16 protein-coding genes are annotated in these 19,900 nt (G+C 37.8%); 12 read left to right on the top strand and 4 right to left on the bottom strand.

From position 1 onward, the window contains the following. Positions 1–281 precede the first annotated feature (281 nt). Entirely contained in the window at positions 282–974 is a 693-nt protein-coding gene (locus tag QM017_RS08340) for a hypothetical protein (protein ID WP_282709469.1), read from the bottom strand. A 192-nt stretch (positions 975–1,166) separates the two neighbouring features. Here QM017_RS08340 and rsmG point away from each other — a divergent pair, with 192 nt between their 5' ends. The 8 genes from rsmG (at position 1,167) to ugpC (ending at position 7,848) form a co-directional block, all read left to right on the top strand. Continuing rightward, the gene (gene rsmG, locus QM017_RS08335) at positions 1,167–1,895 is read left to right on the top strand and encodes a 16S rRNA (guanine(527)-N(7))-methyltransferase RsmG (protein WP_178198071.1); all 729 of its coding nucleotides are present in this window, start codon (positions 1,167–1,169) and stop codon (positions 1,893–1,895) included. 117 nt (positions 1,896–2,012) lie between these two features. Then, complete coding sequence (gene noc, locus QM017_RS08330; RefSeq protein ID WP_178198072.1) at positions 2,013–2,852, top strand: nucleoid occlusion protein; 840 nt, start codon at positions 2,013–2,015, stop codon at positions 2,850–2,852. Between the two features lie 14 nt (positions 2,853–2,866). After that, positions 2,867–3,634 (top strand): AAA family ATPase, encoded by a 768-nt coding sequence (locus QM017_RS08325; protein WP_178198073.1) that lies wholly within the window; start codon positions 2,867–2,869, stop codon positions 3,632–3,634. Then, positions 3,624–4,505 (top strand): ParB/RepB/Spo0J family partition protein, encoded by an 882-nt coding sequence (locus QM017_RS08320; RefSeq protein ID WP_282709468.1) that lies wholly within the window; start codon positions 3,624–3,626, stop codon positions 4,503–4,505. The genes QM017_RS08325 and QM017_RS08320 overlap by 11 nt, the downstream gene beginning before the upstream one ends. A 23-nt stretch (positions 4,506–4,528) precedes the next feature. Next, positions 4,529–4,720, top strand: coding sequence for a DUF951 domain-containing protein (locus QM017_RS08315; protein ID WP_178198080.1), 192 nt, complete (start codon positions 4,529–4,531; stop codon positions 4,718–4,720). A 19-nt stretch (positions 4,721–4,739) separates the two neighbouring features. Then, positions 4,740–5,840, top strand: a complete 1,101-nt coding sequence (gene ychF, locus QM017_RS08310; RefSeq protein ID WP_282709467.1) for a redox-regulated ATPase YchF — start codon at positions 4,740–4,742, stop codon at positions 5,838–5,840. Between the two features lie 21 nt (positions 5,841–5,861). Next, positions 5,862–6,584, top strand: coding sequence for a DUF1129 domain-containing protein (locus QM017_RS08305; RefSeq protein ID WP_178198076.1), 723 nt, complete (start codon positions 5,862–5,864; stop codon positions 6,582–6,584). A 157-nt stretch (positions 6,585–6,741) separates the two neighbouring features. Beyond that, positions 6,742–7,848, top strand: coding sequence for a sn-glycerol-3-phosphate ABC transporter ATP-binding protein UgpC (gene ugpC, locus QM017_RS08300; protein ID WP_282709466.1), 1,107 nt, complete (start codon positions 6,742–6,744; stop codon positions 7,846–7,848). A 283-nt stretch (positions 7,849–8,131) separates the two neighbouring features. Here the strand turns inward: ugpC and QM017_RS08295 are convergent, their stop codons facing one another. Further along, on the bottom strand, positions 8,132–10,201 hold the full coding sequence (locus QM017_RS08295; RefSeq protein ID WP_282709465.1) for a GH92 family glycosyl hydrolase: 2,070 nt from the start codon (positions 10,199–10,201) through the stop codon (positions 8,132–8,134). Positions 10,202–10,207: 6 nt separating this feature from the next. Further along, positions 10,208–11,254 (bottom strand): substrate-binding domain-containing protein, encoded by a 1,047-nt coding sequence (locus tag QM017_RS08290; RefSeq protein WP_178196220.1) that lies wholly within the window; start codon positions 11,252–11,254, stop codon positions 10,208–10,210. 127 nt (positions 11,255–11,381) lie between these two features. On the opposite strand from QM017_RS08290, the gene QM017_RS08285 reads away from it, so the two are divergent. The 3 genes from QM017_RS08285 to QM017_RS08275 are packed head-to-tail and all read left to right on the top strand — an operon-like array spanning position 11,382 to position 17,209. Beyond that, a complete protein-coding gene (locus QM017_RS08285; RefSeq protein WP_178196222.1) occupies positions 11,382–12,665 on the top strand; it encodes a glycoside hydrolase family 125 protein in 1,284 nt (427 codons plus the stop codon). Between the two features lie 14 nt (positions 12,666–12,679). Further along, complete coding sequence (locus QM017_RS08280) at positions 12,680–15,355, top strand: alpha-mannosidase (RefSeq protein ID WP_282709464.1); 2,676 nt, start codon at positions 12,680–12,682, stop codon at positions 15,353–15,355. Between the two features lie 18 nt (positions 15,356–15,373). Beyond that, on the top strand, positions 15,374–17,209 hold the full coding sequence (locus QM017_RS08275; RefSeq protein WP_282709463.1) for a beta-N-acetylhexosaminidase: 1,836 nt from the start codon (positions 15,374–15,376) through the stop codon (positions 17,207–17,209). A gap of 87 nt (positions 17,210–17,296) precedes the next feature. Here QM017_RS08275 and QM017_RS08270 read toward each other — a convergent pair whose 3' ends face one another. After that, complete coding sequence (locus QM017_RS08270; RefSeq protein ID WP_282708737.1) at positions 17,297–18,586, bottom strand: ISL3 family transposase; 1,290 nt, start codon at positions 18,584–18,586, stop codon at positions 17,297–17,299. A gap of 329 nt (positions 18,587–18,915) precedes the next feature. Between QM017_RS08270 and QM017_RS08265 the strand changes: the two genes are divergently transcribed. Next, on the top strand, positions 18,916–19,890 hold the full coding sequence (locus QM017_RS08265) for an ABC transporter permease subunit (protein ID WP_282709462.1): 975 nt from the start codon (positions 18,916–18,918) through the stop codon (positions 19,888–19,890). Positions 19,891–19,900: the final 10 nt, after the last annotated feature.

Raw genomic sequence — 19,900 nt, 5'->3', positions numbered from 1 at the left:
AATGTGAAATTAATCACTAATATATAATTGTTTTAGAAATAAAAAAACTCCACAGTCGGGAAACCGTGGAGAAAAAGGAATATATAACCAATCGGATTAGGGGGGGCCGATTGGTTGGGTTCACTTACTGTTTAGGGGGGAGTAAATGAAAAGTTTGTTTGTTGTTATTAGGTATAATTGTAATATAATCTAAAATTGTGAAGAAATTGTGAAGAAATATTGAAAAAATATATACTGAGCAAAGTTGTGCGTGCAAAACCTTAAATGTTGGCATTTGTTGCTTATTTTTTTTCTAAAATTTCTTTAGCAAAGGTAATCATCTTGTCTAAAATATAGGGCGTGTAAAAAGAATCGTCCATATTTTGACTTTCTGGTAGGTGGTAAAAAAGTACTTCATGTCCACTTGCTGTAAGCTTAGCGATGCAGTCTTGTTTTGGATCATCACAGCTGACGATAAAGCAAGGAGCTTGCTTAAATCTATTGTCGGCCCATAATAGGTTTTCAAGCTGAATTGGTGCACTCATGATCACTCCACGATAACGTAAAGGCAAGACCCGACAATCCTGGGTATGATAAGCTTGTTGCCGCATCGTTACTAAGGCTTGATGTGCAAGCCATGCACTTTGCCGTATTCCCCAGATTAAGTAACGATTGGTATCTAAGTTGAAACGATAAGCATGCAATAATAAGTGGCGTGTTGCTTGATGAATTAAGGCGATTTGCTTTTTTTGACTTAAAGTTGGCTCGATTTTGACTAATCCAAGTGCTAAATTATTTTGTACCAGTGTACATAATGCTTGCAAAGGCCAACTGGTTGGTTGAGATTGCAAACAGATAATAAAGCTAAAAGGCTTTTCATTTACCTGAGGTGGCAAGATGAGTTCAATATCATTGTTGGGTTCAAAAGCCAGTGTTTGTAAGTGAGGCTGCTGGTTGGTAGTCGGTTCGTGTGAAGTGATAATTTCGATACTCATGATAAGTTCCTTTCATATAATCTTTGTTGAAAATAATGTAGCTGAAATTATTTGAAAATGCAAACAAAAACTTATAAAAAATCTGGGACTTAACTTGTATTTCACGGCTAAATAAATTACACTTGTATTGTGCGTGAAACACTGAATAATTTACTTGTGTTTCACAATAATTTGGCAGTGAAGGGGATAACCATGACACCAGAAGAATTTCAACGCTTTTTTGCCCAACAAGGAATCGAGTTAAGTGCCCAACAAATGCAACAGTTTGCGCAATACTATGAATTTTTAGTGGCGGAAAATGAAAAGATGAACTTAACGGCGATTACGCAAGAACAAGAAGTTTATTTGAAGCATTTTTGTGATTCATTATTGCCTGCTTTGTTTGTTGCGGATTTGCGCACCAAACCGCTGCGCTTGTGTGATGTGGGAGCTGGTGCGGGTTTTCCGTCTTTACCATTAAAAATTGCTTTTCCACAACTTGAGGTTACCATCATCGATTCGCTTAATAAGCGGATTGGCTTTTTAGAGCGGTTAGCCGTTAAATTGGGCTTAGAAAATGTACATTTTATACATGCCAGAGCCGAAGAATTTGGTGGTAAAAAGAGTCCAGCACGACAAAGCTTTGATGTAGTGACCGCACGTGCCGTTGCACGGATGAGTGTTTTAGCAGAATTATGTGTACCTTTAGTTAAATTAGACGGACAATTCATCGCACTTAAGGCGGCTAAGACAAGCGAAGAGTTAAGCCAAGCCAAGCGAGCTTTAGCGCTTTTAGGGGCTAAACTTACAGCTGATTATGAAACAACTTTACCGCAAGTAAACGATGAACGTCATATCTTGGTGTTTAGCAAGACTAAACAAACACCGGCTAAATACCCACGTAAAGCCGGTACGCCAGCTAAGCAACCGTTGGGTGAATAAATGTAAACTCGAAACTGAAAGAATCAAAGCATGGACATTTCGAGAACAGTCAAAATCTTAAGAAAGGTGGGGTTATCTTTCTTTAATACATTTCCATGCGGATAACAAACGACGCAGATGCCATTTTCATTTTTCTTTAAAGATCATAATAAAAAAGACGCCACAAACGATGCCACCAGGGTTCAAGAAATACCATTGAGTCAAATCGTAGCCAATCGGTTTCAACCGCGTAAAGTTTTTAGCAAAGAAAGCATCCAAGAACTAGCAGCTACAATTCAAGAACATGGCTTGTTACAGCCGGTAGTTTTACGTGAATATGAACCACAAAAATATGAAATCATCGCAGGTGAACGCCGTTTTCGGGCAGTTAGCTCATTAAATTGGCAGACGATTCCAGCTTTAGTTAAAGAGATGGACGATAAAGCTTCAGCATCGATGGCTATTATCGAAAATTTGCACCGTGAAGGCTTAACGGCAATTGAGGAAGCACAGGCTTATCAACGCTTGATGGAATTAAATCAAATGACGCAAACAAACCTGGCTCAAGCAATCGGAAAGAGTCAATCGTTTGTTGCCAATAAGATGCGTTTATTAAAATTAGCACCAGGTGTACAACGAGAAATCATGAATCGTAATGTCAGTGAACGGCACGGCCGTTGTATGGTCAGTCTAAGTGCTGAACAACAAGTGCAAGTGTTAAAAGAGATTTTAGCTAAACACATGTCGGTCAAAGAAACAGAAGCTTTTATCAAGCAGTTACAAAAACCAAGTGTCCCTAAAAAAGTTAAAAAGGTCAACACTAAGGCAGTAGCACGCAACAGCAAGTTAGCCGTCAATACGATCAAAGAATCACTCAAGATGATTGAAAAGACTGGTATTGAAGTTAAAGCCAGTGAAGAAGACATCGAAGGTTATCATCGCATCATTATCGATATTGCGACTGACAATAAAAACTAAACGGAGGAGCAACAATGGGAGTAATTATTGCGTTAGCGAATCAAAAAGGCGGCGTAGGCAAGACTACGACCAGCGTGAATTTAGGTGCTTGTTTGGCACAGTTAGGCCAAAAAGTGTTGTTGATTGATATCGATGCTCAAGGCAATGCAACAAGTGGCTTAGGTATAAAAAAGCCAGAGATAAAAGAAGATATTTATGACGTTTTAGTCAATGATGTTGCGTTAGAAGACGTCATTAAACATACGCAAAGAAAAGGTTTAGATGTGGCTCCAGCAACGATTCAACTTTCGGGAGCAGAAATCGAATTGACTTCACAAATGGCACGTGAAAAACGGCTAGCCAGTGCAGTTTTACCGCTAAAAGATCAATACGATTTTATCTTGATTGACTGCCCTCCTTCCTTAGGTTTATTGACAATCAACGCCTTTACGACATGTGATTCAATCTTGATGCCAGTCCAAACCGAATACTATGCTTTGGAAGGCTTAAGCCAGTTGATGAACACGATTAAATTGGTGCAAAAACACTTCAATCCAAACCTCAAGATCGAAGGTGTCTTAATGACAATGTATGATTCACGGACTAATTTGGGAAATCAAGTCGTACAAGAAGTTAAAAACTACTTTAAAGACAAGGTTTATCAAACCATCATTCCAAGAAACGTTCGCTTATCAGAAGCTCCAAGCCATGGTTTGGCAATCATTGATTATGATCCAAACTCACGTGGAGCAAAGGAATATATGGCATTAGCCAAGGAGGTTTTGGCAGCAAATGGCAAATAAAAAAAGCAATGCACGTGGCTTAGGACGCGGTATCGAAGCGTTATTTGAAGAAATTGCGCAAGAAAATAATGGCCAAAAAGAAGAAGTCATCGAACTTGAATTAAGCCAAATTCGTCCTAATCCATATCAACCACGTAAGATTTTTGATGAAGATGCCTTAAAAGAATTGGCAGCTTCTATCTCTAAAAATGGTGTCTTTCAACCGATTATCGTGCGTAAGTCAAGCGTTCAAGGATATGATATCATTGCAGGTGAACGCCGTTATCGTGCGTCACAATTGGCTAATAAAGAAGTGATTCCCGCTATCGTACGCGAGTTAGACGAAGAAGCGATGATGGAAATTGCTGTTTTAGAAAACTTACAACGTGAAGATTTGACACCGTTAGAAGAAGCTCAAGCGTATAGCCAATTAATGGAAAACTTGCATCTGACTCAAGCGCAAGTCTCAGAGCGTTTAGGTAAATCCCGGCCATACGTTGCTAACTGTGTGCGCTTATTAGGTTTACCTGCGCAAGTCAAGCAGATGATTCAAGAAAAGACGCTTTCGATGGGGCAAGCGCGTACTTTATTGTCGCTTAAAGATAAGAAAAAAATCATCGAAGTGGCTAAAAAAACCGTTAAAGAAAATCTTACCGTGCGTCAGTTAGAACAATTAGTGGCTAAGTTAAACGAACAAACAAAAAAACCACTGAAAAAAGAAAAACTGCAATCACCTTACTTTAAGCAAAGTGAACAGCTTTTAGGTGAAAAATTTGGCACGAAGGTTGCCATTAAAAATAACACTAGCGGTAAAGGCAAGATTGAAATCGATTATCTATCCTTAGACGATTTAAATCGCATTTTAGAGATTTTAAATATCAGTTTGGATTGAAATAATACGACAAGGTGATGACATTGTACGAATTACATGATATTGTTGAAATGAAGAAACCTCATCCATGCGGTGCAAATCGTTGGGAAATTATCCGCATGGGGATGGACATCAAAATTCGCTGTACACAGTGTAATCGTTTGATTATGCTACCACGCCGTGAATTTGAAAGAAGATTTAAAAAGGTTTTGCAAAAAGCAAACCAAACTAACTAAGAAAGAGTGAATTTACATTATGGCACTAACAGCAGGGATTGTTGGGTTACCAAACGTTGGTAAGTCAACCTTGTTTAATGCAATTACTAAGGCAGGCGCAGAAATGGCAAACTATCCATTTGCGACGATTGATCCAAATGTCGGGATGGTTGAAGTTCCTGATAGCCGTTTAGCACGAATCGACGAAATGATTCCGGCTAAAAAAATTGTCCACACAACCTTTGAATTTACCGATATTGCAGGGATTGTTAAAGGCGCTAGCAAAGGTGAAGGACTTGGAAACAAGTTTTTAGAAAATATCCGTCAAGTTGATGCAATTGTACATGTTGTACGTGCATTTGAAGACGAAAATATCACCCACGTGGCAAACAAAGTCGCACCACTTGAAGATATCGATACGATTAACCTCGAGTTGGTTTTAGCTGACTTGGAATCTGTCAATAAGCGTTATACCCGTGTTGAAAAGATGGCACGTAGCAAGGATAAAGATGCAGTTGCTGAATTTGCAGTATTACAAAAGATTAAGCCTGTTTTAGAAGATGGTAAAGCTGTACGTAGTCTTGAATTTAGTCCTGAAGAACAAAAGATTGTTAAAGGTTTGTTCTTGTTGACGACTAAACCTGTTTTATACGTGGCTAACATTGCCGAAGAAGATATGGCTGATCCAGATAGTTGCAAATACTATCAACAAATCAAAGATTTTGCTGCAAGCGAAGGTGCTCAAGCACTAGCTGTATGTGCACGTACTGAAGAAGAAATCGCTCAATTAGACGACGATGAAAAACAAGAATTCTTAGAAGCAGAAGGCGTTAGTGAATCTGGCTTAGATCGTTTGATTCGAGCTTCGTATAAATTGCTAGGGCTAGCAACCTTCTTTACTGCTGGTGGTAAAGAAACACGTGCTTGGACCTTCAAACAAGGCATGAAAGCCCCCCAAGTAGCTGGCGTTATTCACTCTGACTTTGAACGTGGCTTTATTCGTGCTGAAACAGTTTCGTTTGCCGATTTAGACAAATATGGCAGCATGCAAGCCGTTAAAGAAGCTGGGCGTTTGCGCTTGGAAGGTAAGGAATACGAAGTACAAGATGGTGACATCATTGAATTTAGATTCAATGTCTAATAAGAGTAGGAGGACTCAAGATTGGCTGAAGAAACAAAGCAACAAGAAGTAGAAGTACAAAACGAAGAAGTTCAACAAGTTGAAGTGACTGTTCGTGATGGTGAGTATGCAGGTTTAACTAAGAAAAACGAAGAGTACATGTTTCGTTTAAACAAGCTTTTAGAAGAAAAAGGCTACGATTTAGACAAGAAACAAGCAATTCTTGAAACAACCTACAAGGAGTTAAAAGAAAAGCAACGTCAAGGGATAACCGCTGTTAAATTATTTGGAACCGTGACAGAATATGCCCAAGAAATTGTTTCAGGACGTAAAAAAGGTGAAGAACCTCCACGTGAACCAATCAAGTTTTGGAAACTAGCGGTCGATAACATCTTGATTATTTTCATGATGTTTTGTGTCTTGTATGGCGTTTTGGGCTTCTTTGGAAACGAAAAAGATCAACAAAACAATGGTTGGTTAACCTTATTTGTCACATCAATCATCGTTGGTTTAGGTTTGGCCTTCTTCTATAAGATGATGGATCCACAAAAGATGAAAGAAGCTAAAAACAAATGGTTGCGCGGTCTAGGAATTACGGCTTTGATGGTGGTTGTTTGGTTGTTGGCATTTGGTTTGATTCCATTTATCCCACAAAGCATTAATGTACCATTAAATCCAATTATTTATGCGATTTTAGCAGTGGCTGCATTTTTTGTACGCAACTATCTCAAAAAGAAATACAATTTCCAACGAATTGGTTATTAAAAAAGATGTCTCATCCAAATGGATGAGACATCTTTTTTGTATATTGTAAATGTGCACAAAGAAGATAAATTAATTTGTAAGTTTTGCCGATGAAGGAAGAAAACGCTTGCGTTAAAATGAAAACGTAATCAAGAAATTTAATGAATAGGTGAAAAATATGGTTGAAATTAGTTTAGATCACATTTATAAAAAATACGAAAATGCGGAAAACTATTCTGTAACAGATTTTAATTTACACATTAAAGACTGCGAATTCATCGTTTTTGTTGGTCCTTCCGGTTGTGGGAAGTCAACAACATTGCGTATGATTGCCGGATTAGAAGAAATTACAGAAGGTGAATTCAAGATTGACGGCAAGGTTGTTAACGATGAAGCACCTAAAGATCGTAACATTGCGATGGTTTTCCAAAACTATGCGCTTTATCCACATATGACAATTTATGATAACATGGCCTTTGGTTTGAAGTTACGTAAATATTCTAAAGAAGAAATCGACAAACGTGTGCAACGTGCTGCTGATATCTTAGGCTTAAAAGAATACTTAGATCGCAAGCCAGCAGCTTTGTCTGGTGGGCAACAACAACGTGTTGCTTTAGGACGTGCGATTGTGCGTGATGCACCAATCTTTTTGATGGACGAACCATTATCTAACTTGGATGCTAAGTTACGTGTTTCGATGCGTGCTGAAATTGCTAAGTTGCACCAAGAATTAAAGACAACTACTATTTATGTTACACATGATCAAACTGAAGCGATGACAATGGCTGATCGTATCGTTGTTATGCGTGATGGTAAGATCCAACAAGTTGGTACACCACAAGAAGTTTATGATAATCCAGCTAATGTCTTTGTTGGTGGCTTTATCGGTTCACCAGCGATGAACTTCTTTAAAGTTAGCCTTAAAGGCGATACGATTATCGACAAAGATGGCGACTTCAGCTTGAAAGTGCCGGAAGGTTGTTTGAAAGTTTTACGCGAAAAAGGTTATGAAAACAAAGAATTGATCTTTGGTATTCGTCCAGAAGATGTTCATACCGAACCAGCCTTCTTAGAAACCTTCCCGGATGCGGTGGTTGAAGCAACCGTGGTCGTTTCCGAACTTTTAGGGGCTGAATCGCAACTTTATAATAAAGTAGGCAAAACTGAATTCATTTCTAAAGTTGATGCACGTGACTTTGTGAAACCAGGTTCCGTACTCAAGATGGGCTTTGATTTGAATAAGGCACACTTCTTTGATTCAGAAACTGAACTTTCTGTTTACTAAAATTGTTAAATAGCTTAATTTTACCCACGATTTTTAGTACTAATCAGTCGTGGGTTTCTTTAAGAGATTTGGGCTTAAGATAAAATTAAAGGAGATTTCACCAAAGTCGCACGAACAAGCAATAATACCTTTGCACCAACGCAAGGACGCTATGTCAAGTTAGTAGTAGATAAGCCAACCCAAGGCTCAGACACTGCGGTTCGTATCTACGAAATGCAAGTTTATGGCTTAAACGAAGCTTTTTTATAACAAAAACCCGTTCAAAAAACGAACGGGTTTTTTGTTATTTAGGAAGGACTTGCAAGCGGACTTCAAGTTTTTTAGCTTTGATCAAGTCTTCATGCTTAATCGTAGTCGTGATTTCTTGTCCATCTAAACGGTAGTAATCTACGAAGTTGTTGCTTGGATAGTTGTTATAAGTTTGCAAGCATAAAGTTTGTTCGTTTGCTAGATGCAAGACTACCTTATCAAACAACGGAATGCCTAAGACATATTGCCCTAAACCTGGTGTTACTGGATAAAAGCCTAAGCTAGAGAAGAGATACCAACTACTCATCGAACCGTTATCTTCATCGCCTGGATAACCGGTAAAACCATCATCAAAGCAAGTCGTCAATAACTGCTTGACTAAAAGTTGCGTGCTAGCTGGTTCTTGGCAAAGGGCAAACAAGTATGGTAAATGGAAACTTGGTTGATTAGAAATAGCAAGCTGGCCAAATGGTTGGGCTGCCATTTCACGCATTTCATGGATTGTCATGTTGTAGCTTCCTACATTATAGCGAGCATCTTGATTGACTAATTGATGTAGCGTTTGGGCAAATTTTTGATTGCCGCCACTAAGTTCGATTAAGCCAGGGAAATCTTGGTAAACGGCAAAACTATTTTGCCATGCGCTACCTTCCGTAAAGCCGCATCCCCAAGTGATGCTTTCGTAATCGGATGTAAAGTTGCCGTTACGATCTTTAGGGTGCATCAAGTTGTGCTCTTTATCAAATAAGTTACGGTAGTTTTGGCTACGTTTTTGATATTTTTGAGCGATGTCTTGTTTGCCTAATTTATTAGCAACAACGCTGATCAACCAGTCTGAATAAGCATAGTCTAGTGTTTTGTTGACACTTTCGTGGATGTCACAAGGGACATAACCTAATTTGAGGTATTCTGCTAGACCTTCACGCCCGTATTTAGGATCATCGCTAATCGTTTCAGCGCCATGAATCATTGCTTCTAAAAATTCCGGCATCAAATCAGTTGCAATGCCTTTAACACAAGCATCGGCAATCAATGCATCAATCATTGTTCCTGGCATCATGCCACGTTCGTCAGGAGATAACCAGCGAGGTAAAAAGCCGGTTTCACGATAGCTATTCAAGAAGCCTTCTAAAAATTCAGCATATTGATTTGGCCATAACAACGAATAAAGTGGGAAGCTTGTCTTATATGTGTCCCAAAAACCGTTGTTGGTGAATAATTTACCACTAGCGACTTTTTTATCTTTAGTGTTGTAATGAATTGGTTGTTGTTGTTCATCTAATTCATAAAAACGTGTTGGATAAAGCAATGCACGGTAAAGGTTATGATAAAACGTGCTGACATTTTTGTGATTATTATCGCTGATTTCAACTATGCTAAACTTTTCATTCCAAGCTTGGAGGCTTTGGTTGCAAAGTGTTTCAAAATCATCAGCAGCAATGCGTTTCAAGTTAAGGCTAGCTTGGGTAGTTGAGATAAAGCTAGTAGCGAAATGAATTTCACAGGCGACACAATTTAATGCTACATAAAGCGTGTTATCTTTGATTTCTAAAGTATCTAAAGTAGCGCTTGTTGGTAATTTGAAGGCTGTAAACATTGTGAAATCAGGATCTTCACAGTCTGCAAAGTTCTTGAAGCTAACAAGTAAAGTTGAAGCATCGGTTCCTATGACTTGCATCTTAGGTGCGCTTAACTTAAACCAAAGTTTTTCTTGGTTCAAAGCACTAAACTGTAAACAACCACCATAAGTTGTTGCACAAGCTTGCGTTAAGACATTTTGAGTGATGTCTTGAATGCGTAGGAAATGAGGTGCAAAGTGTGCCTTAGTTGCATCATAATCGCTTGGTTCGGCGGAAAGCTTTGTTTGAGCTTGCATTGTAAAATGTTGGAAATCACCAATCCAAGGACTTGGTTGATGAGTTAGACGAATGCCACAATAAGTGTGGGCATTAGGATTAAACCACCAACTAGTTTCTTCTGGGGTCGTTTGAACGCTTAAATAATTCATCGCAAACGGCACCCCAGTTAGAGGTAAGGTGTTACCGTTTGAAAAAGCAAAAGTACTGTCCGTTCCTAGACGGGTATCGATTTGTGTGATGTTCATTGATATTTACTCCTTTAATGTTGATTGACGCGCGACTAGCTTGACGGGCACTGTTTGATGTTGATTTAACAAACGTGCCGGATCGTTGATTTGAGTTAATAACAAATCAACGGCGTTTTGACCTAATTCATAGAAATCTTGTCCGATACTGGTTAAAGGCGGATCGAATAACTGTGCCATTGGCAAGTCATCAAAGCCAATCAAGGCAATATCTTCAGGAATTTTTAGGCCATTTTTCTTTAATTCAAGTCCTAAACGTAAAGCCACGATGTCGTTTTCGGCAATCAAAGCTTGAATATTTTGTTCTTTTAAATAACTAATTAACTCGTTTTCTTCAAGCTGCGCCATCTGTTGGGTCCAAGAAAGTGGTGTGCTTTGGCGGTCACAAAATGTCCGATAAGCGTTGAGGTAACCAAAAAAGCGCGCAGCCACTGTGCCACTGAAATCTTCCCAAAATGGTGTCTTAGCAAAAAAAGCAATCCGTTGGTAACCGTGGATAGCTAGGTGTTCAACGGCAATTTGGCCGCCGTAGTTGTTATCACTGGTAACGCTTGGGATGCCAAGATGAGCGATTTCTTTATCCAACAAAACTAATGGTTTTTTGGCTAAGTAAAGTTGTAAAAGATAAGGTAATTCCAAGGTGAGATTTTGTGGATAGTAGATGATCCCGGCATATTCGGTCAATAATTTGTCGATATCCATATTTAAAAATGCTGAGTTTTGAATCGACAACAACTGCCAAGTCGTCCCAGTTAAAGTTTGTTGAATCCCACTAAGATAATTACCAAGATCTAAATCGCCGGCAAAAGGTAATACAAGCAATAGTTTGCGTGAATTAGTGCCGACATGTGGTTTAACAAAACTGCCTTTACCTTGAATGCGATAGATCAAGCCATTTTCTTCAAGTTTGTTTAAGGCATGCTTTGAGGTGATACGACTGACACCGTATTTGAGCGAAAGAGCATTTTCACTGGGTAGCTGTTGATCGGGAGCATATTCGCCCCGCAAGACAGCTAAGCGCAGTTTTTCATAGATTTCTTGATACTTTGCCATCTTCATCCTCCTGGTTGGTATATTACTAACATCCCACTTTTTAAAGGATTTAGCGTTTTCATTAACAATTTAAACAGATAACATGATATATTTCAAGTATAAAAATATACCAAAGGGGAATTAAAATATGACAAAACAATTACCCACAGGAGTTACCCAATTAATTACAGAAATCAAAAATAAGTGCGGCACACAACATGCTGCTTGGGCCAAGACGTTTGAATTGACCTTTGCAGATACTTTAAAAAATGCACTTGTTGAAGATGAACATGGCATCTTTGTGTTGACCGGTGATATCCCAGCCATGTGGCAACGTGATTCCACGGCTCAATTAAGACCTTATCTGGTGTTAGCCAATAAAGATCCAGAGATATTTGCGATTATCTCTAAGGTTATTAAACGTCAATTTTTTAATATGAATCTAGATCCGTATGCTAATGCCTTTAATCAAAGTGCGAATGGCGCAGGCCATCAAAGTGATGGTACGCAGATGAGTCCATGGATTTGGGAGCGTAAATATGAAATCGACTCATTGTGCTATCCAGTCAACTTGGCGTATTTATTCTGGAAAAAAACCGCAAGTACTCAACATTTTGATGCGGAATTTGAAAGTGCAACGGCTAAGATGTTAGATGTTTTAGAAACAGAATTAGACCATAATAATTCGAGCTATTATTTTATTCGTACCGTTGATCATCCTGAAGATACTTTACCTAATGCGGGTAAAGGTGGGGACTTTGGCTTGACTAAGATGACATGGAGCGCTTTTCGTCCTAGCGATGATCGAGCAAAGTATGGCTATTCAATTCCAGCCAATCTTTTTGCTAAAGCTAGTTTGTTGCAATTAGCCGAAATTTATAGCGAAGTCAAAAACGATGAAGCCTTTGCTACTCGTTGCTTTGAATTAGCCCAAATTATCGGACAAGGCATTCAAGAATATGGTTTGATGAAAAATAAAGCAAATCAAGATATTTACGCCTATGAAACTGATGGTTTAGGAAATTACTTGTTTATGGATGATGCTAATGTTCCAAGTTTATTGAGTCTGCCTTATCTAGATGCCATCGATATTGCCGATCCAATCTACCAAGCAACACGTGCAACGGTATTAAGCAAGGAAAATCCATATTATTACGAAGGTAAATATGCTAAAGGCTTAGGTTCGCCACATACACCTGCTAATTATGTTTGGCCAATCGCTTTAGCTATCGAAGGCTTAACACAATCTGATAAGAAACGTAAGGCCGAAATTTTAGATAATCTAACCCAAACAACAGCTGGGACTAATATGATGCATGAAGGCTTTGATGTAAATGATCCAAGTCAATTTACCCGTGAGTGGTTTTCTTGGGCAAATATGATGTTTTGTGAATTGTTGTTAGATTATTTTGATATTCGTGTCAAAGATTAATGGAGGAATTTAAAATGTCAAAAAAGAAAGTATACATTGTTTCTCATAGCCATTGGGATCGTGAATGGTACATGGGTTTTGAACATCATCATATGCGCTTAGTGCAATTGATGGATGATTTGTTTGATTTGTTTAAAAACGATCCAGACTTTCACAGTTTTCATTTAGATGGACAAACAGTCATTTTGGATGATTATTTGGCAGTACGTCCAGAAAAACGTGCCGAACTAGAACATTGGATTAAAGCGGGTAAGCTTAAGATTGGACCTTTTTATATCTTGCAAGACGACTTTTTGATCAGTTCAGAAGCAAATGTGCGTAACACACAATACGGGATTAAGGAATCTAAAAAATATGGTCAACCCGTTCCTTTAGGCTATTTCCCAGATACATTTGGAAATATGGGCCAAACTGCACAAATGATGCAACTTTCAGGTCTTGATACGGTTGCCTTTGGACGTGGGGTTACACCAACTGGATTTAACAATCAAACAGGCCAAGGCGAGTATGACTCGACTTATTCAGAAATGTGGTGGGATGGTCCCGATGGCAGCAGGGTTTTAGGGATTTTATTTGCTAACTGGTATTCAAACGGTAATGAAATTCCAGTTGAACGTCAAGCTGCGCAAAAATATTGGCAACAAAAGCTAGCGGATGCCGAAAAATTTGCAGCTACCGATGATTTGTTGATGATGAATGGGGTTGACCATCAACCGGTCCAAAAAGACCTCAGTCAAGCTATCAAGGTTGCCAATGAATTATTCCCAGATTACGAATTTATCCATTCAAGCTTTGAAGAATATATCACGGCATTGAAAAAAGATTTGCCAAAGGATTTATCAACCATCTCTGGTGAATTGACTTCTCAAGCAACAAGTGGTTGGTATACTTTGGCTAACACTTCATCTGCACGTGTGTATATTAAACAAAAGAATACCGAAGTACAACGTTTGTTAGAAAATATCACAGAACCAGCAATATTAATTGCAGATGGTAATAATGAAAGCAACCAAGATCGCTTGGATTTTGCTTGGAAGACGCTTTTGCAAAATCATCCACACGATAGTATTTGCGGTTGTTCGGTTGATGAAGTCTTCCCTGGTGTAATGCATAGATTTGAAACGGCCAGCCAAGTGGGACAAGATTTAACCCAAAATGCGTTGGCTAAATTTGCCGCTCAAATCGATACCAGCAAGTTTAGTGCCAAGGCACATCCATTTGTGGTGATTAACACTAGTGAAAGTCCTAAACAAGAAGAAGTTGTTATCAGTGTTAAGGTAAACCAACGTCTCTTTAAAGACAGTGCACCACAAGCCGCTTATGATGAAATGCTAGCGTATGTCAATGAATTAAAAGATCTAGCAATAATCGATGAAGACAAACAGATTCAACCGGCTAAAATTTTACGCCGTTATGCTCGCTTTAATTATGATTTGCCAGATGACAAGTTCCGTGTGCCATACATGGCGGCTTATGTTGATGTTGCGGTTGCACCAAAACTTGCAGCATTTTCATGGAAGACATTAGCGTTAGTAAGTGATTGCCCACAAGTTGTTAAGGAAAACTTGTGCCAAGATACGCAAGCAATCTTAGAAAATGCGCGTCTCAAGGTAAGCGTGACTCCTAATGGAAAAATCGATGTTTTGGATAAAAAGACCAATAAACAATACACTGACGTCTTGCGCTTTGAAGATACAGGAGATATTGGTAATGAGTATATTTACAAGCGTTCTAGCGATAATAAACGCTTATTCTTCAAGGCACCACTTAAAAAGATGGTTAAAGATAGTCTCTTAAACGGCCAAGTTCTACGTTATTCACATGAAGAGCTTTTACCACAAAGTGCTGATGAGCGCTTGGTTTATGAACAACAAGCGGTGATTGATATTACAAACCGTACAGCTGGCCGCAGTCAAAAATTAGTGCCATTTAAACTTGATGTAGAGCTTAAATTATTGGATGATGAAAATCGCTTGCAAATCAATGTTTCAGGTGATAACAACATCTTAGATCATCGTCTAAGAGCTGTGGTGACGACTGATTTTGGTGCAACAGAGCATTTTGCTGAATCGATTTATGAAGTGGTTAAACGGCCAAATAAAGTGGCTAAGACTTGGGAAAACCCAGAAAATCCACAACATCAACAAAGTTTTGTGGCTTTAAAAGGCACAGATGCAAGCATTGTTGTGGGCAATTTTGGTTTGAATGAATATGAAGTAGACCAAAATGGTAATGAAATTGCAGTGACATTATTGCGGTGTGTCGGTGAAATGGGTGACTGGGGTTATTTCCCAACACCACAAGCGCAATGTCAAGGACCTTTCAATGCGCAACTTTCATTAGCATTTACCGATGGCTCGCAAGTAGAAGAATTAATGGCTTATAAACAAGCTAGAAGTGCCCAAGTTAAACTCTTGAGCGTTCAAAGCCAACATCACGCAGCAACATTAGCTCCAAGTGCAACTTATTTAAGCGTAGATAATCCTGCATTTGCGATTACAGCTACACAAAAATTGCCAAGTGGTGAGGTTTTGGTACGTGGTTATAATATGACTGCGCAAGCACAAGATGTAGTTGTTAAGTATCAAGGACAAGAGGCTGATAGTGTGGTTGATTTGAACAATGCTAAAATGGTGGTTGCACCAAATACAACCTTACGTCCAGCAGAAATTAGAACCTATCAATTTTAAAAATTAGAGGTGGAGTAAATGAAGTTAAATTTTGTTGATTTATCAAAGCAATATCAAACAGCCGCTACTGAATTTTTAGCTACAAAAACTTATGTATTAGACGACGAAATCACGGTTAGTCCACGTCCAAAAGCAGGGATAAGCATCATTAAACAAGGCTCAAAAGGACAGATTCAAGCTAGCAGTGTAACTAACTTTTTACGTGGACTCAATATGTATTTAGCGTTAGCCAAAGAACAAGCAGACTTTAAAGTGGATGAAGATGCACGCTTTGAAACAGTCGCAGCAATGCTTGATGTTGCTCGTAATGGGGTAGCAAACGTTGCTTATTTAAAGAAAATGATTGCTCGTTTGGCTAGTTTAGGCTACACAGAATTGTGGTTATACCTTGAAGATGAATTTGAAATTCCGGAATATCCTTATTTTGGAGCACAACGTGGGCGTTATAGTCAAGCACAATTACACGAATTAGCTCTTTATGCTGATCGGTTAGGCTTGGTTTTAGTTCCAGCAATCCAAACGTTAGCACATTTGCGTAATGCTTTGAAATGGCAAGCTTTTGAAACGATTCGCGATTCTGATGAAAACTTATTTGTCGGTAAAAAAGAAACAAGAGATTTCTTATTAGCCGAACTAAAAGCAGCTAGTGCACCATTTTTAACTAAAAAGATTCATTTAGGGATGGATGAAGCTTATAAATTAGGGCGTGGCCGTTACATGGATGAGATGGGTTATCGTGATCAATCTAAATTAATTTTAGAACATCTTGATGTGGTCAATGAATTGTGTGAACAATTAGATTTAAAACCTATGATGTGGAGCGATATGTGGTTTACAATCGCAAGTCCAAAACACCAAATGTATGACCTAGACGCTGATTTTAGCATCTATGATAAATTACCAAATATCAGCCAAGTTTATTGGGATTACTATAATGAATACCAAGATCACTATGAACCTTTGATGAAACGTCATTTTGAATTGACTGATGATGTAGTCTTTGCGGCTGGGATTTGGAGTTGGATTGGAATGGCACCAAGTCAAGGAAAGATGCTTGCAACCTTAAAAGCTGGAACGGCAGCAGCCAAAGCAACCGGTATTAAACAAATTGCAGCTACTTCTTGGCATGATGATGGTGCAGAAACACCATTTGAAGCAATGTGGCTTGGGTGGCAGACATTTGCCGAATATAATTACTATGACAATGTTGATGCAAAGCATTTGCGCAAAATGTTTAAACTCTTGCAAGAGAAAGACTATGACAGTTTTATGCTGTTAGATCGATTTGATTTGCTTGAAGGTGAAGTAAACCATGATGGCGATAATTTAAGTAAGATTATGTTGTATGAAGATTTGTTAAATCCACGTTATTATTTGAATTATCAAGGCTATGATTTAGAAAGCTACTATCAACAATTAGCCGCTAAGCTTAAAAAAGCTAAGGTTAGTGCTGAAGATGAATTGCTCTTTAGACATTATTACTTGTTAGCACAAACGCTAAGCAAAAAGGCCAAAGCAGTCAAGTTGATTCAAGAAGTAACTAAAGAAACAGTCGCACAAGCCCAAGAAGCCTTGGTGGCATACCGTAATAGTTTATTAGACTTTAGCGCTAATTTCCGGACTATTTGGCATGATAAGCGTCATCCACAAGGCTATGAAGTCATCGATATTCGCTTGGGTGGACAACTTGCACGAATTCAAACTGCGCAGGTTCGCTTAAATAATTGGTTAGATGGTCGAGATGAATTAAGTGATGTCTTTGCACCAAAAGTTTTGATGGATAAATTTACGAGTGGTCCAATTGGACATGGTCGCTATATGGAAATCGCTAGTGCTAGTGATATTTCCTGGTAAAAATGGTTCTTTGTCAAAAAGGACTGATGCCAAAATTTTAATTATTATTTTTAAACTATTAGATGGAAGTCTAATAGTTTTTTTGTTTTAGGTGGAGAAGAAAATTACATTATTTTTTAGCGAAAGCAGAATCCTGAGTCTAAAATGCTTAAAATTATTATAGCCATAGGCTATACGCTTAATTACTTTAATGTGATTATTGACGCCTTCAATAGGACCATTGGTAAGTCTAGGTAAAACAAAACTATTTTCTATTTCTGCCTTATGCTTCTTGATAGTTTTTAAAGCTTGTCTCATTTCTGGTGGAGGATTCCAAGAAACTGTATCAGTTAATAAATTTAGTAATTGACAACTGTTTTTACGGTACATTTGTAGAAGTAACTGATAATATTCATAGGCTGTTTTCAATTCAGAAGACATATCAAATAAACGATCTAAAACTTCAGAATCGCTTAATTCAGCGTATTTAAAATTTATCCTTGGATAATATCGATGATAATCAACATCATCTTGATTTTTTAGAAGTAGTTTCCAAAAACGTTTCAAAGCTCGATACTCATGGGTTCCAGCTCCATATTCTTTCATAACCCTAATTCTAATTTTATTCATAGCTGTATATGCCTGTGTAACCACATGAAATTTATCTGCAATAATAAATGCATTAGGGAATAGCTCCTTAATCAAACTGCGGTAAGGTGCATATAAGTCAACAGTTATAGTCATTACTGATAATCTAGCTTTGTAACTATATTGAATGAAATAATTCCTAAGGAATTTATTATTTCTTTCAGGAATTATATCTATAATCCGATGATTGACTGCGTTGATTAAACACATACTCATACCACTAGATGAAAATCTTTTACCAGATTTGAAGTCATCTAAGGATAAGTGACTAGGAAGCCAGTTACAATTGACTTTAAAATTATTTTCTACATTCTCTAAAGATCTAATAATTGTGTTTGAAGATGTAAAAGAGTCCGCAGCAATTTCACACATAGGTCTGGATAGACTTAAATCACGTACAAGTTTGGCTTTAACAGCATTAGAAAAATGATCATGATAGTTAGTATCTTTAAATTTAGCTGTCGCAGTCTTTTTGCACTCAGGACACAGATACTTCTGTTTTCTTATAGAAAGCACAAGCTTTTTACCAGCAGAAGAAAGATGAATATTATTAACTACTTTAGTGCCGTTATGTAACATCAATGCTTTACAATTAGGGCAATACATAGGGTAAGACAAATATAGATGACAGAGCAAAGCCTTACTATTTTTAATAATTTTTTCTTCAATATACGAAGTATATTGATATTTAGGGTCAATAGTTAAATTAGGGTCTGTAATTCCAAGTAAAAGTTTGATATTATTATCCATAGAGATGGTGTCCTTTCTTTAATTAGATTGGCGTTGTGGGCCATCTCTTTTATTTTGCCGTAAAAATGGAGAAAATAAAAGAAGGACCGTAATGCAAAAAAATTTTACATTATCAGTCCTAAATATTATACAACCGTAAAAATGAACCCAAAGATTAGCCTTGCTAGTCTTTGGGTTTTTTATTAAAAAAAGTAAAGTTGGTATATTGTTTGGGTATAAGATATATCCGCAATCTTTAGTTTATGCACTAACCTCTTTAGTTTGTATATTTAGAAAATACAGAAAACGCTTTAATATTAATTTATAAAGATTGAAAGGGGTTGAAGAAGGTGGAAGCAACAACACCTACTACCAAAAAACACAATGGAAAGAAAAAGAAGAATGTCTTTCAAAAACTCTGGGAAAATCGGGTATTTTTCTTATTAGTTACACCAGGGACATTATTTTTGATTATTTTCTTCTATATTCCTGTCTTAGCTAACGTGGTGGCCTTCCAAGACTTCCAATATTCAGAAAATGGTTTTATTTACAGCTTGTTCCATAGTCCATTTGTCGGATTACAGAACTTCTTATTCTTCTTTAAATCAGCCGATTTCTGGATTGTGTTACGTAACACTGTAGGATATAACTTGACATTCCTTTTACTTAATTTCTTCTTTGCAATTTTCTTTGGGATTGTTATGAGTCAATTGCGTAACCGTAAGTTGCTTAAGTGCTATCAAACAGCGATGCTCTTTCCATATTTCTTATCTTGGGCTATCTTAGCATACTTCATTTATGCTTTCTTAAGTCCAGATAAAGGGATTTTAAATCATATTATTCAAGCATTTGGCGGCAAACCAATCGACTTTTATAATACGCCAGCAGTTTGGCCATTTATTTTAGTCTTCTTGGGTGTTTGGAAAGGTATTGGATACAACAGTATCTTGTATTTTGCAACCGCTATGGGTATTGATCCAACCTACTATGAAGCTGCGATGATTGATGGGGCTAACAAGTGGCAACAAATTAAAAACGTTACTTTGCCACACATCTTGCCTGTTGCAACTTTGATGTTAATCTTAAATATCGGTGGGATTTTCAGAAGTGACTTTGGGCTATTTTACTTGATTCCACGAAGTTCTGGGACATTGATTAATGTTACACAAACTTTTGATACCTACATCTACCGTGCCTTGACATCTACTAACGATATTGGGATGTCAACTGCCGCAGGGTTGTTGCAATCAATCGTTGGTTTATTATTGATTTTGGTTTCTAATGCAGTCGTACGTAAGTTGCAACCAGAATCAGCATTATTCTAGGAGGTGGAAA

This window comes from Ligilactobacillus sp. Marseille-Q7487, from assembly GCF_949152225.1.
GTDB lineage: Bacteria > Bacillota > Bacilli > Lactobacillales > Lactobacillaceae > Ligilactobacillus.
The sequence above is the reverse complement of the archived record's forward strand: the minus strand, read 5'-3'. Positions and strand labels throughout refer to the sequence as shown.

Coding starts and splice junctions, on each gene's coding strand:
- QM017_RS08320 (WP_282709468.1), top strand. CDS start 3,624: ATGGCAAATAAAAAAAGCAATGCACGTGGCTTAGGACGCGGTATCGAA.
- rsmG (WP_178198071.1), top strand. CDS start 1,167: ATGACACCAGAAGAATTTCAACGCTTTTTTGCCCAACAAGGAATCGAG.
- ychF (WP_282709467.1), top strand. CDS start 4,740: ATGGCACTAACAGCAGGGATTGTTGGGTTACCAAACGTTGGTAAGTCA.
- ugpC (WP_282709466.1), top strand. CDS start 6,742: ATGGTTGAAATTAGTTTAGATCACATTTATAAAAAATACGAAAATGCG.
- QM017_RS08275 (WP_282709463.1), top strand. CDS start 15,374: ATGAAGTTAAATTTTGTTGATTTATCAAAGCAATATCAAACAGCCGCT.
- noc (WP_178198072.1), top strand. CDS start 2,013: ATGCCATTTTCATTTTTCTTTAAAGATCATAATAAAAAAGACGCCACA.
- QM017_RS08340 (WP_282709469.1), bottom strand. CDS start 974: ATGAGTATCGAAATTATCACTTCACACGAACCGACTACCAACCAGCAG.
- QM017_RS08285 (WP_178196222.1), top strand. CDS start 11,382: ATGACAAAACAATTACCCACAGGAGTTACCCAATTAATTACAGAAATC.
- QM017_RS08325 (WP_178198073.1), top strand. CDS start 2,867: ATGGGAGTAATTATTGCGTTAGCGAATCAAAAAGGCGGCGTAGGCAAG.
- QM017_RS08295 (WP_282709465.1), bottom strand. CDS start 10,201: ATGAACATCACACAAATCGATACCCGTCTAGGAACGGACAGTACTTTT.
- QM017_RS08280 (WP_282709464.1), top strand. CDS start 12,680: ATGTCAAAAAAGAAAGTATACATTGTTTCTCATAGCCATTGGGATCGT.
- QM017_RS08290 (WP_178196220.1), bottom strand. CDS start 11,254: ATGGCAAAGTATCAAGAAATCTATGAAAAACTGCGCTTAGCTGTCTTG.
- QM017_RS08270 (WP_282708737.1), bottom strand. CDS start 18,586: ATGGATAATAATATCAAACTTTTACTTGGAATTACAGACCCTAATTTA.